8 protein-coding genes are annotated in these 16,217 nt (G+C 68.0%); 7 read left to right on the forward strand and 1 reads right to left on the reverse strand.

From position 1 onward, the window contains the following. The 6 genes from WBB14_RS05735 to WBB14_RS05760 form a co-directional block, all read left to right on the forward strand. Positions 1 to 1,701: 3-hydroxyacyl-CoA dehydrogenase NAD-binding domain-containing protein (locus tag WBB14_RS05735; RefSeq protein ID WP_424238967.1), on the forward strand; the 1,701-nt coding region annotated here is incomplete at its 5' end. Positions 1,702 to 1,727: 26 nt separating this feature from the next. Next, positions 1,728 to 2,909: an acetyl-CoA C-acyltransferase gene (locus WBB14_RS05740; protein ID WP_424238968.1), complete on the forward strand. Its 1,182-nt coding sequence runs from the start codon at positions 1,728 to 1,730 to the stop codon at positions 2,907 to 2,909. 9 nt (positions 2,910 to 2,918) lie between these two features. Beyond that, positions 2,919 to 4,115, forward strand: coding sequence for an acyl-CoA dehydrogenase family protein (locus WBB14_RS05745; protein WP_424238969.1), 1,197 nt, complete (start codon positions 2,919 to 2,921; stop codon positions 4,113 to 4,115). 9 nt (positions 4,116 to 4,124) lie between these two features. Then, positions 4,125 to 5,258, forward strand: a complete 1,134-nt coding sequence (locus tag WBB14_RS05750) for an acyl-CoA dehydrogenase family protein (protein WP_424238970.1) — start codon at positions 4,125 to 4,127, stop codon at positions 5,256 to 5,258. A gap of 15 nt (positions 5,259 to 5,273) precedes the next feature. After that, positions 5,274 to 7,205 (forward strand): acyl-CoA synthetase, encoded by a 1,932-nt coding sequence (locus WBB14_RS05755; RefSeq protein ID WP_424238971.1) that lies wholly within the window; start codon positions 5,274 to 5,276, stop codon positions 7,203 to 7,205. A gap of 39 nt (positions 7,206 to 7,244) precedes the next feature. Further along, entirely contained in the window at positions 7,245 to 8,228 is a 984-nt protein-coding gene (locus tag WBB14_RS05760) for a tripartite tricarboxylate transporter substrate binding protein (RefSeq protein WP_424238972.1), read from the forward strand. Positions 8,229 to 8,251: 23 nt separating this feature from the next. Here the strand turns inward: WBB14_RS05760 and WBB14_RS05765 are convergent, their stop codons facing one another. Further along, entirely contained in the window at positions 8,252 to 8,866 is a 615-nt protein-coding gene (locus tag WBB14_RS05765; protein WP_424238973.1) for an ABC transporter ATP-binding protein, read from the reverse strand. A 313-nt stretch (positions 8,867 to 9,179) separates the two neighbouring features. Between WBB14_RS05765 and WBB14_RS05770 the strand changes: the two genes are divergently transcribed. After that, positions 9,180 to 16,217: autotransporter-associated beta strand repeat-containing protein (locus tag WBB14_RS05770; RefSeq protein ID WP_424238974.1), on the forward strand; the 7,038-nt coding region annotated here is incomplete at its 3' end.

The raw sequence follows: 16,217 nt of genomic DNA on the forward strand, positions 1-16,217 counted from the left end.
GGCACCCAGCGCGCGCCGCGCCTGATGGGCGCGCAGGCGGCGCTGGACCTGATGCTGACCGGCAAGCACCTGGCCGCCGGGGCTGCCCTCGAAGCCGGATTGGTGGACGCGCTCTCCAGCGAAACCGATCCGCTGGACGCGGGCCTGGCCTACGCCCGGCAACTGCTGGCCGTGGGCGCCGGCCCGCGCCGTACCCGCGATGCGGGGGCCCTCGAAGACAAGACCGCCGCGCTGGCCCAGGTCGACGCCGCCGCCGAACGCGTGGCCCAGAGCAGCCAAGGACTGTACTCGCCCGCCAAGATCGTGGAGGCCGTGCGCGCCGCCATCGAGCAGCCTTTCGAGGAAGGCCTGCGCACCGAACGCGCCCTGTTCCTGCAATGCCTGGACAGCCCGCAGCGGGCGGGCCTGGTGCATGCCTTTTTCGCGGAACGCGACACGGCCAAGATGCCGGGGCAACAGCCCGCCCGGCCGCGGCGGCTGGAGCGAATCGGCATCGTCGGCGGCGGCACCATGGGCGCGGGCATCGCCGTTTCGGCGCTGGACGCCGGCTTTCCCGTGACCATGGTCGAGCAGGACGAAGCCGCGCTGGAACGCGGCCGCGGCCGCGTCGCGCAGGTCTACGAGCTGCTGGTCAAGAAAGGCCGGATCAGCGCCGACGAGCGCGACGCCCGCATGGCGCGCTACACCGGTTCGACCCATTACGAGGCGCTGGACGACGCCGACCTCATCATCGAAGCCGTGTTCGAGGACATGGCGGTCAAGCAAACCGTGTTCGCGCAGCTGGACCGCGTGGCCAAGCCCGGCGCGGTGCTGGCCACCAATACCTCCTACCTGGACATCAACCGCATCGCCGCCGCCACGCGCGGCCCCGCCGACGTGCTGGGCCTGCACTTCTTTTCACCCGCCAACATCATGAAGCTGCTGGAAGTCGTGGTGGGCGATCACACCGCGCCCGACACGGTGGCCACCGGCTTCGAACTGGCGCGGCGCCTGCGCAAGATCCCGGTGCGCGCCGGCGTGTGCGATGGCTTCATCGGCAACCGCATCCTGGCCGTGCACCGCCAGGCGGCCGACATGATGATGGAGGACGGCGCCTCACCCTACGAAATCGACGCCGCCGTGCGCGCCTTCGGCTATCCCATGGGGCCGTACCAGATGGCGGACCTGGCGGGCGGCGATATCGGCTGGGCCACGCGCAAGCGCCGCGCCCCTACCCGCGACCCCGCCCTGCGCTATGTGCAGATCCCGGACCGCTTGTGCGAACGCGGCTGGTTCGGCCAAAAGACGGGCCGCGGCTTCTATCTCTACCCCGACGGCGCGCGTCAGGGCCAGCAAGACCCTGAAGTGCTCGCCATCATCGACGCCGAACGCGCGCGGGCCGGCGTCACGCCGCGCGCTTACACGCAAGAAGACATCCAGCGCCGCTACCTGGCCGCGATGATCAACGAAGCGGCCAACGTGCTGCACCAGGGCATCGCCCAGCGTCCATCCGACATCGACGTGGTGTTCCTGTCCGGCTACGGTTTCCCGCGCCATCGCGGCGGCCCCATGCACTACGCCGACAGCGTGGGGCTGGACCGCGTGTTGGCCGACATCCGCGGCTATGCGCAGGAGGATCCCGCCTTCTGGAAGCCCTCGCCCCTGCTGGTGCAACTGGCCGAATCCGGCCGCAATTTCGCCAGCCTGAACCCATCCGCCTGACCCAGATACACAGACAGGAATACGCCATGCGCGAAGCCGTCATCGTCTCCACCGCCCGCACCCCCATCACCAAGGCGGGGCGCGGCGAATTCAACCTGATCGCCGGCCCCACGCTGGCCGCGCACGCCGTGCGCGCCGCCGTCGACCGCGCCGGCATCGATCCCGCCCTGATCGAAGACGCCTTCATCGGCTGCGGCTATCCGGAAGGCGCGACCGGCCGCAATATCGGCCGCCAGGCCGTTATCCGCGCCGGCCTGCCGGTCAGCGTGGGCGGCGCCACCGTCAACCGCTATTGCGCCTCGGGCCTGCAGGCCATCGCCTCGGCCGCCAGCCGCATCGTCATGGACGGCGCCCCCGCCATGATCGCGGGCGGCGTGGAACTGGTGTCGCAGATCCGCAGCCGCGACGACGGCGTCAGCGGCATGGACCCGTGGATCGTCGACCACAAGCCCGAACTCTACCTGCCCATGATCGAAACCGCCGACATCGTGGCGGCCCGCTACGGCATCAGCCGCGAAGCCCAGGACCGCTACGCCGCGCAAAGCCAGGCGCGCACCGAAGCCGCGCAGGCCGCGGGACGGTATGTGGAAGAGATCATCCCCGTCACCACCACCATGTCGGTCGCCGACCGCGCCACCGGCGCCGTCAGCGAACGCGAAGTGACCGTGGACCGCGACACCTGCAACCGCCCCGGCACCACCTATGAAGCCCTGGCCTCCTTGGCTCCCGTGCGCGGCGCCGGCCAGTTCGTCACCGCGGGCAACGCCTCGCAGTTGTCGGACGGCGCCGCCGCCTGCGTGCTGATGGAAGCCTCCGAAGCCCGGCGCGCCGGCATCCAGCCGCTGGGCGCGTTCCGCGGGCTGGCGATCGCCGGCTGCGAACCCGACGAGATGGGAATAGGCCCGGTCTACGCCGTGCCCAAGCTGCTGACGCGCCACGGTCTCAAGGTGCAGGACATCGACCTTTGGGAACTGAACGAGGCCTTCGCCTCGCAAGCCCTGTATTGCCAGGAAAAACTCGGCATCCCGATGGACCGCCTGAACGTGGACGGCGGCGCCATCGCCCTGGGCCACCCCTTCGGCGTCACCGGCGCCCGCCTGGCCGGCCACGTGCTCATCGAAGGCCGCCGCCGCGGCGCCCGCTACGCCGTCGTCACCATGTGCGTGGGCGGCGGCATGGGCGCGGCCGGCCTGTTCGAAATCTACTGAGGATCCCCCATGGACCTGGAATTCACCTCCGAAGAAAATGCCTTCCGCGATGAAGTGCGGACCTTTCTTGCCGGCCGCCTGCCTCAACGGCTGTCCGCCAAGGTCATGCAAGGCAAGCTGCTGACGCGCGCCGACATGGTCGAGTGGCACGCCATCCTCAACCGGCAGGGCTGGCTGGCCAGCCATTGGCCGGTGGAATACGGCGGCACCGGCTGGAGCGCCGTGCAAAAGTTCATCTTCGAAAATGAATGCGCGCTGGCCGGCGCTCCGCGCATCGTGCCCTTCGGCCTCAGCATGCTGGGCCCGGTGCTGATCAAGTACGGCACCGAGGCGCAGCGGCGCCACTGGCTGCCGCGCATCCTCGACGGCAGCGACTGGTGGTGCCAGGGCTACTCCGAGCCCGGCGCGGGCTCGGACCTGGCCTCCGTCAAGACCACGGCGGCGCGCGACGGCGACAGCTACATCGTCAACGGCCAGAAGACCTGGACCACGCTGGGCCAGTACGCCAACATGATCTTCTGCCTGGTGCGCACCTCGCAGGAAGGCCGGCGCCAGGAAGGCATCAGCTTCCTGCTGATCGACATGGCAAGCCCCGGCGTGGAAGTGCGCCCCATCATCACCCTGGACGGCGAACACGAAGTCAACGAGGTGTTCTTCTCCGACGTGCGGGTGCCGGTCGCCAACCTGGTGAGCGAGGAAAACCGCGGCTGGACCTGCGCCAAATACCTGCTGACCTACGAACGCACCAACATCGCCGGCGTCGGCCAATCCGCCGCCGCGCTGGCGCGCCTGAAGACGGTGGCCCGACACCAGCGCAAGAACGGCAGGCCGCTGGCCGAGGATCCGGACTTCGCCGCGCGCCTGGCGCGGGTCGAGATCGAGCTGGCCAATATGCGCACCACCAACCTGCGCGTGGTAGCGGCCGTGGCCGGCGGCGGCGCGCCTGGCGCCGAGAGTTCCATGCTGAAGATACGCGGCACCCAGATCCGCCAGGAGATCAGCGCGCTGAACCGGCGCGCCATGGGGCCCTACGCCCGCCCCTTCGTGCCCGAGGCCCTGCACGACGGCTACGACGCGCCGCCCATCGGCCCCGAAGGCGCCGAGAGCGCCGCCGCGCAGTACTTCAACAACCGCAAGCTGTCGATCTTCGGCGGCTCCAATGAAATCCAGAAGAACATCATCTCCAAGATGATCCTCGGACTGTAAGGGCCGGCCATGAACTTTGAACACACCGAAGACCGGCGCATGCTCTCCGACATGCTGCGCCGCTTTGTCGCAGAGCAGAGCGACTTCGCCACGCGCGATCGCAATGCGCATTCGGAACGGGGCTACAGTCTGGAACTATGGCGGCGCTATGCCGAATTGGGCGCGGTCGGCGCGCTGTTTGCCGAAGCGGATGGAGGGCTGGGCGGAACCGGCTTCGACATCTCCGTCGTATTCGAGGCGCTGGGCCGCGGCCTGGCCGTCGAACCCCTGCTGGACGCGCTCATGGTCGGCAGTGCCATCGCCGCCGCCGGCACGCCTGCCCAGCGGGAAGCGCTGGAAGGCCTGATCGCGGGCACCATCACCGCCGCGCTGGCCCACGCCGAACCCGACTCCGGTTATGAACTGGCGCATGTCGAAACCCGCGCCGAACGCAGCCAGGACGGCTGGGTGCTCAACGGCGCCAAGGCCGTGGTCGCGGCGGGCGAACATGCCGACCTGTTCCTGGTCCCGGCCCGCAGCGCGGGCGGTCCGCACGATGAAGCCGGCATCAGCCTGTTCCTGGTCAGCGCCGGCACGCCCGGCCTGACGGCGCGCGGCTATGGCCTGATCGACGGCGGCCGCGCGGCGGAACTCGTGTTCTATGGAGTGCAGCTTGCGCCAGATGCGCTGCTGGGCGAAGCCGGCGCGGGCTACCCGCTGCTGGAACGCGCCGCCGGCCGCGGCATCCTGGCGCTGTGTGCCGAAGCCGTGGGCGCGATGGACTGCGCCCGCGACGCCACGCTGGAATACTTGCGCACGCGCCGCCAGTTCGGCGCCCCCCTCGGCAGCTTCCAGGCCTTGCAGCATCGCATGGCCGACGTGCTGCTGGAAATCGAGCAGGCGCGCTCGGCCGTGATCAATGCCGCGGCCGCCTTGGACCATCCCGACCGCGCCACCCGCGAGCGCGCGCTGTCCGCCGCCAAATACACCATCGGCCGCATCGGCACCCTGGTGGCCGAAGAGAGCATCCAGCTGCACGGCGGCATCGGCATGACCTGGGAGTTGCCGCTGGCGCACTACGCCAAGCGCCTGGTCATGATCGACCATCAGTTGGGCGATGAAGACCATCACCTGCGGCGCTACATTGCGCTGGGGCAGGCTTGAGAGGAGGCCCGTGCAATGACCCAGGTCCATGCCGCCCCGCCCCTCTCGCCGCCCTTCGCCGCGCCCTTTCCGGTGCGCAGCGCCGCGGACGTGCAACGCCTGCAAGCCCGGCCGCTGGCCGAGACGCTCACGGTGCGGAGCACCTACGAGATCTTCCGCAACTCGGCCGCGGCCTTCGGCGACAAGACCGCGCTGACCTTTCTGCGCAGCGCCGATCCCGGCGACGCGCCGGTGCGCTGGAGCTACCGCGAACTGCTCGCCGGCATCCACCAGACCGCCAACCTGCTGCATGAGCTGGGCGTGGGCCCGGACGACGCCGTCGGCATCCTGCTGCCCGGCTGCCTGGAGTACCACCTGGCGCTGTGGGGCGGCGAGGCCGCCGGCATCGTCCAACCCTTGAATCCCTTGCTGGCGGAAGACAAACTCGTGTCCCTCATGACCACGGCGCGCGCCAAGGTCCTGATCGCCTACGGGTCCGACCTGGAATGCGGCTCGTGGTCCAAGGCGCTGCGCCTGCGCGACCGCGTGCCCACGCTGCACACGCTGCTGCGCGTGGCGCCGCTGGACGAGCCGTCCTCGGCCCGCCCCGCGCTGCCCGACCATGCACTGGACTTCAACGCCGCGCGCGCCGCCCAACCGGCCGACCGCCTCGCCAGCGGCCGCGCGATCCAGGCGGGCGACGTGGCCGCGTACTTCCATACCGGCGGCACCACCGGCGCGCCCAAGCTTGCCATCCACACGCACGCCAACCAGGTTTTCAGCGCCTGGGCCGCCGTGCAATTGCAGAACGCCGGACGGGACGACGTGGTCATCAACGGCTATCCGCTGTTCCATGTGGCGGGCGTGCTGCCGGCTTCGCTGGCCGCTCTCTCGGCGGGCGTGGAAACCGTCATCCCCACCACCCTGCTGCTGCGCAACCGCGACGTGCTGCGCAACTACTGGCGCCTGGTCGAGCGCCACCGCGCTACCTCGCTGCAAGGCGTGCCCACCATCCTCGCGGCGCTGGCCGAAGTACCGCTGGCCGGCGCCGACATCTCCTCGCTGCGCTATTGCCGCACCGGCGCCGCGCCCCTGCCCGCCGAGCTGGCGGCCCGTTTCAAGCGCCTGTTCGGGCTGCACGTCAACGAAAGCCTGGGCATGACGGAAATGGCGGGCATCTCGACCATCTCGCCGCCCGGCTGCGAGTTCCCGGTGGGCTGCGTCGGCTTTCCGCTGCCCTATGTGCGGGTCCGCATCGTCGGCCTGGACATGCCGGGCGGCACGCCGGCGCGCGACCTGCCCGCGGGCACGGCCGGCATGGTGCTGTTCAAGGCGCCCAACGTCATACCCGGCTTTCTCGACCCCGAGGACACGGCGCGCGCCTTTGCCGAGGACGGCTGGCTGATCAGCGGCGACGTGGGCTATATGGACGACGCTGGCCGCCTGCACCTGCAAGGCCGCGCCAAGGACCTGATCATCCGCAGCGGCCACAACATCGATCCCAAGACCATCGAGGACGCGCTCGCCTCGCATCCTGCTGTCCAGCTCTGCGCCGCGGTCGGCGCCCCCGACGCCTATGCCGGCGAACTGCCCATTGCCTTCGTCACGCTGGCCGAGGGTGCGCAAGTGCAGGAGGCGGAACTGCTGGCCTACGCCGCCGCACACGTGGACGAAAGCCCGGCCCGGCCCAAGCGCGTCATCGTGCTGGACAGCATGCCCATGACCAATGTGGGCAAGATCTACAAGCCCGATCTGCGCCGCCTGGCCACCGCCGTATCGGCCCAGGCCGTGGTGGCGCGCACCCTGCAGGACGCTGGCCTGATCGACGACGGCACGCTGTTCCGCGTAGAGGCCAGCGCGCTGCCCGAGGTCGCAGTACTTGCGGACACCCGGGCGCCTGAATCCCTGAAAGCCAGCCTGCGCGAGGCGCTGGCCCGGCTGCCGGTAAAGGTCGCGCTGCGCGACTGAGCAGTCCCCACACACAACAACACCCCAGGAGACAAACCCATGACCCACAAGCCCCTGCGGCGCGCTTGCCTAGGCGCCGCGCTGCTCTCGATGGCCGGCGCAGCCCTGCCTTTCGCCGCCGCCGCGCAAGGCGCCTACCCGTCCAAGCCGATCACGCTGATCGTGCCCTTCCCGGCCGGCGGCTCCACCGACCGCCACATGCGCATCGTGGCGCAGGACGCCTCCAAGTACCTGGGCCAGCCCGTCATCGTGGAAAACCGGCCCGGCGCCGGCGGCACCCTGGGGCCGGCCACCATGGCCAAGACCGCCAAGCCCGACGGCTACACCATCACCCTGTACACGCTGGCCATGCTGCGCATGCCATACATGCAGAAGAGCAGTTGGGATCCCATCAACGATTTCAGCTTCATCCTGGGCCTGTCGGGCTACACCTTCGGCTTTACCGTCCGCTCCGACTCCCCGTACAAGACCTTCAACGAGTACATCGAGGCGGCGCGCAAGGCGCCCGGCACCATCGACTACGGCTCCACCGGCATCGGTTCCTCGCCGCACCTGCTGATCGAGGAAGTCGCCATCAACGCCAAGGTGAAACTGAACCACGTGCCCTTCAAGGGCAACGCCGACATGCAGCAGGCCCTGCTGGGCGGCCACGTCATGGCGCAAAGCGACGCCACCGGCTGGGACCAGTTCGTGGACTCGGGCAAGATGCGCCTGCTGGTCACCTTTGGCGAAAAGCGCACCACCCGCTGGCCCGACGTGCCCACGGCCCAGGAGCTGGGCTACAAGGTGGTCTCAACCTCGCCCTACGGTCTGGCCGGCCCCAAGGGCATGGACCCCGCGGTGGTCAAGACGCTGCACGACGCCTTCAAGAAGGCGCTGTTCGACCCCGCCAGCATGGATGTCATGAAGCAGCTGAACCAGGAGCCCGCCTACCGCAACAGCCAGGACTACAAGGAATGGGCCCAGGCCACCTACGTCAAGGAAAAAGGCCTGATCGAGTACCTGGGATTGATGGCGAAGTAATAAGGCAGCCTGCGGCGCCGCCTTCAGCGCAGCGCCGCAACCTCGACTGATCTTGCGCCGCTGGCTTCCACCAGCTCGGGATCGTGGCTGGCGAACAGCACCACCCGATCCTGCGCCCAGATCTTGAACTGTTCGGCCAGCACGCCGCGCGCCTGCGCGTCCAGCCCGTTGCTGGCCCCGTCCGCAATGATGACGGCCGGGTCGCCCAGGGCGGCGGCCGTCAGATAGACCTTGCGGCGCGTGCCTGTCGACATCTGTTCGAAGCGCTTGTCCAGATGCGGCTCCAGGCCCAGCCGGAACGCCAGGTCGAGCACGCCGTTATCCAGCGGCACATTCTTCTCGGCCGCGACCTGCTCCAGCAGTCCGCGCCCCGTCTGCGCGGGCAGCGCCATGCAATTGTCGGGTACATAGGCCAAGCGGGCCCGGGCTTGCGCCGGCGCCTGGGCCAGGGAATGCCCGTCGATCCAGACATCTCCGGAATCCGGCGCGATCACGCCCGCGATGATGCCCAGCAGGGTGGACTTGCCGGTGCTGTCTTCCTCGCACAGCGACACGCATCCAGGCGTGAACGTATGGGTCAGCCCCTGGAAGACGAGATGGTCGCCGTAGCGCTTGCCGAGATTGTCGATTCGTAGCATGGCCGGGAGTGTACGCAGGAACACGGCGCCCGGCCATAGTCGCGCTGGCGTGGCGTCAGCGCAGCAAATTTGAACTCAATTCAAAAATTTCCTCATTGACGGTATGGGAAATCAGTATTTTTGCCTTACATTACGCGGCGTAATGAAATGTTAAGTTTCAGCAAAATTATTGCGAATTTCGTAACGGTTGCGCCGCCCGCACATCCTATTGGCCCGTTGAGCGATCCTCCGTTAAGACGCATTCAGTTTCATTCAAATCAATATCACGTCCACTTTTGCCGGCCCGGCAACCGCGCAGGCATTGAAGAGATCAATGAACCACGTCTACCGAGTAGTCTTCAACGCCGCCGCCGGCGTATGGCAAGCCGTCAGTGAAATCGCCCGCGGGCCGGCGAAAAGCAGCAGCCCTGCCCGGCGCCTGCGCCGCAACGCCGCGCAACTGACGGGCGCGGTGGGCATTGCATTGGTCGCCACGGGCGCGCAAGCCGCAGGCGGGAACCCGTCGCTGCACTGGGATGGCAGTCATTCCATCGCGAACGGCACGGTGGATGGCGCCTCGGGGATCTGGGATTACGCCAATACCAACTGGACCGCTTCCGACGGCTCGTCCAACCAGGCCTGGACTGGCGGCGACGCGGTGTTCGAAGGCACAACTGGCACCGTGGCGGTCGGCGGCCGGCACAACGTCAGCGGCATGACATTCCGCACCGATGGCTACAAGCTCGTGGGCGGAGCCAATGGCCAACTGACCACCAGCGGCAATATGGACATCGTGGTCCACCCGGCCGTGACCGCCACCTTGGGCGTGGCGATCGGCGGCAACGGTGCGTTGAGCAAGTTCGGTGCTGGCACGCTGGTGCTCAACGGCGACAACAGCTACAGCGGCGTGACACAGCTCAGCGGGGGCCGTCTGGTGGTAGGCAGCAATACGGCCCTGGGTACCGGCGCCTTGTTCGCGCTCCCCAGCACCGTGCTCGATGCCAACAGGCAGGTGGCCCTGAACAACAGCGTGCAATTGCTGGGGACTTTGGAGATAGGCGGAAGCGCCGACCTCACATTGAACGGTACGGTTGGCGGCCCAGGCTGGCTGATCAAGAACGGCGCGGCCAACCTTACCCTGAACGGAACCAATGGGTACCTGGGAGGCGTCACGCTGAACGCCGGCACCCTGACGGTGGGCGACAACCAGGCCTTGGGTGTCGGCGGCCTGACCGTTGGCGGCAACTCGACCCTGACGGCCAACAAGACGACCTCCCTGGGCAATGGCATCGCACTGAACGCCAACCTGGCGGTGACCGGCGACAATGACCTCAGCCTGAATGGCACGATTTCCGGCGCCGGCCAATTGGTGAAATCCGGCAACGGCACGCTCAGCCTGGGCGGCATGAACACCTCCTCCGGCGGCGTCGCCCTCAGCGGCGGCACCTTGGAGCTCAAACACGGTAGCGGGCTGGGAACTGGGATGCTGGTCACCAACGGCACCGCCACCCTCAAGAATTCCCTACAGGGCGCCGTCCTGACGACTCCCATCAGCGTCCAGGGCGACCTGACCGTGGAAACGCCGGAATCGCTGCTGCTGGTCGGCCCTTTGAGCGGCAGCGGCAAGCTGACCAAGACCGGTGCGGCTGAATTGATATTTCATGGCAATAGCTCCTACGACGGCAGTTTCGATATCGCCCAAGGTGTCGTCACTTTCGGCACCAACACCTCTTTGGGGTCCCCTTCCTCCGTCAGCCTGGCCGCGGGTACCACCCTGAACCTGCCCGGCAACACCAGCATAGGCTCCCTGACCGGTGCAGGCATCACGAACGTCGACTTGGGCTCCCTAAGCCTGGGCGGCAACAACCTCGACAGCGTGTACGCCGGTCAGTTCGTCGGCCTTGGCACGCTGAACAAGGTCGGCGCGGGTACGCTGGAACTTACCGGCAGCAGCAACATGATCGCCGTCAGCCAGGTCCGCGGCGGGACCCTGCGGGTCACCGGTGTATTCAATGGCGCCGGCGTGGCGGTAAGCAGCGGCGGGACCCTGACCGGCAGCGGCACCGTCAGCGGCCAGGCGAGCATTGCCAACGGCGGCCACCTGGCGGGCGCCAGCGGCAGCAGGCTGAACCTCGGCAGTCTCATCCTGTCGCAGGGCTCAAATATCGATGTCGCGCTAGGAACGCCCGCCACGGTAAATGCCCCCACCCCCCTCTTCAAAGTCAACGGCGCGCTGATCCTAGACGGCGTCCTGAACATCAGCGACGCCGGCGGCCTCGGCGATGGCGTGTACCGCCTGTTCGAATACCAAAGCCTCACCAACAACGCCCTTAGCTTCGGCACCCTGCCTGGCACATTGACCCCAGGCGAATTCAGCCTGCAGACCGCGAACGCCGGCCAGGTCAACCTGCTGCTCAATGCGTCGAACCGGCGCATACAATTCTGGGACGGTGCCGGAATGGTACCCAACGGCGTGATTGAAGGCGGCAGCGGCGTGTGGAGCGCCGGTTCCGCCAATTGGACCGATTACCAAGGTTTCGTCAATAACAACTGGGGCGGCCAGTTCGCCGTCTTCCAAGGCACAGCCGGCACAGTGGCGGTGGACGGCATGCAGACCGTCGATGGCCTGCAGTTCATGACCGATGGCTATCAACTGGTGGCCGGCTCTAACGGCACGCTCAATGCGGTCAACGGCGATAGCCGCAAGTTCGCCGTCCGGGTCGACCCGACCGCGACCGCCACGCTCGACCTGGACGTCAATGGAACCGGCACTCTGCAGAAGCTGGACAGCGGCACCCTGGTACTCAACGGCAACAACGGCTACCAGGGCGGCACCTGGCTCGAGGGCGGCGCGCTGGTGGTCGGCAACGACCGCGCGCTGGGTACGGGCGCGCTGAAGGCTGCCGACGGCACCATATTGGACAGCAATACGGCAGTCACGCTATCCAACGACATCGTGACTGCCGGCCAATTGAACCTGCCCGGCAGCAACGCCCTCACCCTCCAGGGCGCAATCAGCGGCAGCGGCGGCCTGAAAAAGACAGGATCCAGTACCTTGACCCTGGCTGGAGCCAACAGTTTCCGGGGTCCGCTGGCGCTGAATGCCGGCATCCTTGCGCTGGCCTCCGCCAATCCGCTGGGCGTAAGCTCCCTGAACGCCGCCTCCGGCACCACGCTGGACAACAGCCTGGCGCTGGACCTGGGCAACACCGTCAACCTGGCAGGCGATCTGACTCTTGTCGGCAGCCAAGACCTCACTTTGGGAGGCCTGGTCAACGGCCAAGGCGGCCTGACCAAGCGCGGCACCGGCAAGCTGACCCTTAACGGCGTCAACGCCTTCCAGGGTGGCGTCACCCTCTCGGGCGGCAACCTGGGCCTGGGCAACAGCGCCGCGCTGGGCGCAGGCACGCTGACCGTGCGCAATGCAGCGACCCTGGACACCAGCAGCGCGCTGACCCTGGCCAACAAGGTGCAATTGAGCGCCGCCCTGACCTTGGGCGGCAGCAACGATCTCATCCTGAACGGCGTGATCGACGGTTACCAGGAGCTGATCAAGAACGGCTCCGGCCAACTCACCCTCAATGGCGAAAACCGCCATAGCGGGGGCACCACGATCAATGCCGGCAACTTGAAGCTGGGCAATGCCGCGGCACTGGGCACCGGTGTCCTGAACGTCACGGGCGTGTCGCGGCTGGACACTGCCGGTCCGATGCGCCTGGGCAACGACGTCAATGTCGGCGGAACGCTCACGGTGGCGGGCGACAACAGCCTGACCCTGGACGGCCTGCTCAACGGCAACGGCACGCTGCGCAAGAACGGAACGGATAACCTCTCGCTGACGGGCAGCAACAACAGCTTCAGCGGCACGATCGACCTGCAAGGCGGCAGCCTGACCACGGTAGCCAGCAACGCGCTGGGCCAGAACGCCACCGCGAACGTCGCGGCCGGCGCCAATCTCTTCGTGACCAATTTGGCTAGCCTTGGCCGCCTGAACGGCGCAGGCACGGTGACGGTCTCGAACGGGAACATCCTGACCATCGGCGCCAACGGAGCCACCAGCAACTTCAGCGGCCAACTCAACGGCAAGGGCATGTTGACCAAGTCCGGCGCTGGATCGCTGACTCTTTCCGGCACCAACGCTCTCACAGGCTTGACCAACGTCAACGCCGGCAGCCTGTGGGTCGATGGCTCGCTCGCCAGCAGCACTGTGCAGGTATCCAGCGGCGCTAGCCTGGGCGGCACTGGCAGCCTCGCCGGCGACGTAACGGTCATGGGCGGCGCCACCTTGAAATTGACGGACGGCTACACGCTGTCGGTCGGCAGCCTGGCACTCGACGCCAACTCGATCGTGAATGCCAGCCTGGGCGCCCCCGCCCTCGGCGGCGGCACTGCCTTGGTGAACGTTGCCGGCGACCTGAATCTGGGCGGCACGCTCAATATCAGCGACGCAGGCGGCTTCGGCACCGGCGTGTACCGGCTCATGAACTATGGCGGCAACCTGTACGACAACGGCATGCGCTTCGGCAATGTACCCGGCAGCGTGCAAGCGGCCGACCTGACGTTGCAGACCGCCATCGCCAAGCAGATCAACCTGCTGGTTGCCGCGCCCAACGTCACCGTGCAGTTCTGGGACGGCACGCAAACCACCGGCAACGGCGTGATCGAAGGCGGCAGCGGCACCTGGGACGGCGCCAACGCCAACTGGACCGGCGTCGACGGCAACGGGAACCGGTCCTGGGCCGGCAAGTTCGCCATTTTCCAGGGCGCCGCGGGGACGGTCACCGTCGCCGGCGCGCAAAGCACGACGGGCATGCAGTTCATGACCAACGGCTATGTCCTGGAACGCGGCTCGCTGGGATCGCTCAACCTGGTCAACGGCGACCTGGGCTACGCTTCGGTGCGCGTCGACCCCGGCGTGACGGCAATCATCAACGCCCCGCTGGTCGGCAGCGGCACGCTGGCCAAGCTCGACGCCGGCACCCTGGTGCTCAACGCCTCCAACGGCTATACCGGCGGCACGGCGCTCAATGGCGGCACGCTGGTGCTGGGCAACGACAAGGCTCTGGGCAACGGCCTGCTGACCGCCGCCAACGGCACCACGCTGGACAGCAATAAGGCAATCACCGTGCGCAACAACGTCATGTTGAACGGCGCGCTGACGATTGCCGGCGGCAATGCCATGGACCTGAACGGCACCGTCAGCGGCAATGGCGGCCTGATCAAGAACGGCGCGGCCAGCCTGACCCTCAGCGGCGTCAATACCTATGACGGCGGCACCCTCCTCAACGCAGGCAGCCTGATCGTCGGCAACGGCGCCGCACTCGGTTCCGGCGCACTGACGGTGGGCGGCGGCGCCACACTGGACGCCACTCAAGCGCTCGCGCTGGCGAACGACATCGCCCTGAACGCCGGCCTCACCGCGCAAGGCAGCCAGGACCTGACGCTCAACGGCAAGCTCTCGGGCGCGGGCAGCCTGACCAAGAACGGCGCCAGCACGCTGACGCTGAACGGCGCCAACACCTACACCGGTGGCACCTACGTCAACAGCGGCACGCTGGCGCTGGGCGCCGCCGGCAGCCTCGCGGCCACCGGCACCGTGACCGTGGCCAGCGGCGCTACCGTCGACCTGTCGGCAGGCCGCGGCGCCCAGGTATTCGGCACCCTGGCGGGCGCCGGCAACATCAAGATGGGAAGCAATTCCCTGCTGGCAGGCGGCTCGGCCGACGGCATCTTCGGCGGCTCGGTCAGCGGCACCGGCACCCTGGTCAAGCAAGGCTCGGGCACGCAGACGCTGACCGGCGCCAATAGCTATACCGGCGGCACGCTGGTCGCGGACGGCACGCTGCGCGCGGGCTCCGCAACCGCACTGGTCCAAGGCAGCACCTTCGAGGTGCTTACGGGCGCCACGCTGGACCTCAACGGCAACGCGCTGCAAGCCAGCGGCCTGAGCGGCGCCGGCACCGTGGCGCTGGGCGCAGGAACCCTGACCGTCAATTCCGCGGCTGGCAGTGTGTCCTACTACTCAGGCATCGTCGTGGGCGACGGCGGCCTGGTCAAAACCGGCGCCGGCGTGCTGGCGCTGACCGGCGGCAGCGCCTTTACGGGCGGCGTGCAGCTCAAGCAGGGCAGCATCGGCCTGGGCCATGCCCAGGGCCTGGGCACCGGCATGCTGTCCATGGACGACGGCACAGTCATCAACCTGATTGCCAACGGCCTGACCATCGTCAACAACCTGCACATGACGGGCACCAACGACCCGGTGATCGACACCGGAGGGAACGATGCCACCTGGGCCGGCGCGATCACCGGCGGCGGCTTCCTCACCAAACAGGGAACCGGCGTGCTGACCCTGACCAGCGCTGGCAATACCTACACCGGCGCGACCGACGTCGCGCAAGGCACGCTCAAGGCCGGCGCCGCGAACACGTTCAGCAGCGCCTCGGCCCATACCGTGGCTAACGGCGCCGTGCTGGACCTGGCTGGCTACAGCCAGACCGTGGCCAGCCTGAACAACAGCGGCGCGGTCAATCTCGCCGGCAGCGCGCCGGGCGCGGTGCTCAAGGTCACCGGACCTTACGTCGGCAACAATGGCAAGCTGGGCGTGTCCACCGTGCTGGGCGCGGACGGCAGCGCCACCGACAAGCTGCTGCTAAGCGGCGCGACCGCGGTCGCCAGCGGCAACACCACGGTGCAGATCACCAATGCCGGCGGCCTGGGCGCGCAGACCGGCAGCCTAGGCATCCAAGTCATCGCCACCGAGAACGGCGCCAGCCTGCAGCCCGGCAGCTTCACCCTGGCGGGCAACCATATCGATGCCGGCGCCTACGAGTACCGCCTGACCCAAACGGCGCAGGGCGCCGCGCTGCACTCGACCAATACGCAGGTGAACCCCGGCCCCGGCACCGATCCGGGCACCCCCGGCCCCGGCCCGGGCATCGATCCTGGCACCCCAGGCCCCGGCCCCGGCATCGATCCTGGTACCCCAGGCCCCGGCCCCGGCATCGATCCTGGTACCCCCGCTCCCGCCTACCGCGAGGAAGTCCCGCTGCTGTCCTCCCTGCCCGCGCAACTGCGCCAGGCCGACATGGCCATGCTGGGCGACATGCGCAAGCGCATGGGCGATGAAGCCGCTCAAGGCGCCATCGACCAGGATCCCAGCCACCGCGCCTGGGCCCGCGTGCTGCGCGTGGGTCCCACCATCACGCAGCAAGGCACCGTCAACCCCGAGAGCAGCGGCCACCTGAACGGCTTCCAGGCCGGCGTGGACGTGTACACCAGCCGCAACCTCAGGGCCGGCCTGTACGTCGGCCAACTGGACGGCGACATGGGCGTGCGCGGCTTCTCCAGCGGCATGGAACGCAAGTACGCCGGC

The organism is Achromobacter sp. (genome assembly GCF_049647645.1).
Taxonomy (GTDB): Bacteria; Pseudomonadota; Gammaproteobacteria; order Burkholderiales; family Burkholderiaceae_B; genus Achromobacter.

Coding starts and splice junctions, on each gene's coding strand:
- WBB14_RS05750 (WP_424238970.1), top strand. CDS start 4,125: ATGAACTTTGAACACACCGAAGACCGGCGCATGCTCTCCGACATGCTG.
- WBB14_RS05755 (WP_424238971.1), top strand. CDS start 5,274: ATGACCCAGGTCCATGCCGCCCCGCCCCTCTCGCCGCCCTTCGCCGCG.
- WBB14_RS05760 (WP_424238972.1), top strand. CDS start 7,245: ATGACCCACAAGCCCCTGCGGCGCGCTTGCCTAGGCGCCGCGCTGCTC.
- WBB14_RS05745 (WP_424238969.1), top strand. CDS start 2,919: ATGGACCTGGAATTCACCTCCGAAGAAAATGCCTTCCGCGATGAAGTG.
- WBB14_RS05765 (WP_424238973.1), bottom strand. CDS start 8,866: ATGCTACGAATCGACAATCTCGGCAAGCGCTACGGCGACCATCTCGTC.
- WBB14_RS05740 (WP_424238968.1), top strand. CDS start 1,728: ATGCGCGAAGCCGTCATCGTCTCCACCGCCCGCACCCCCATCACCAAG.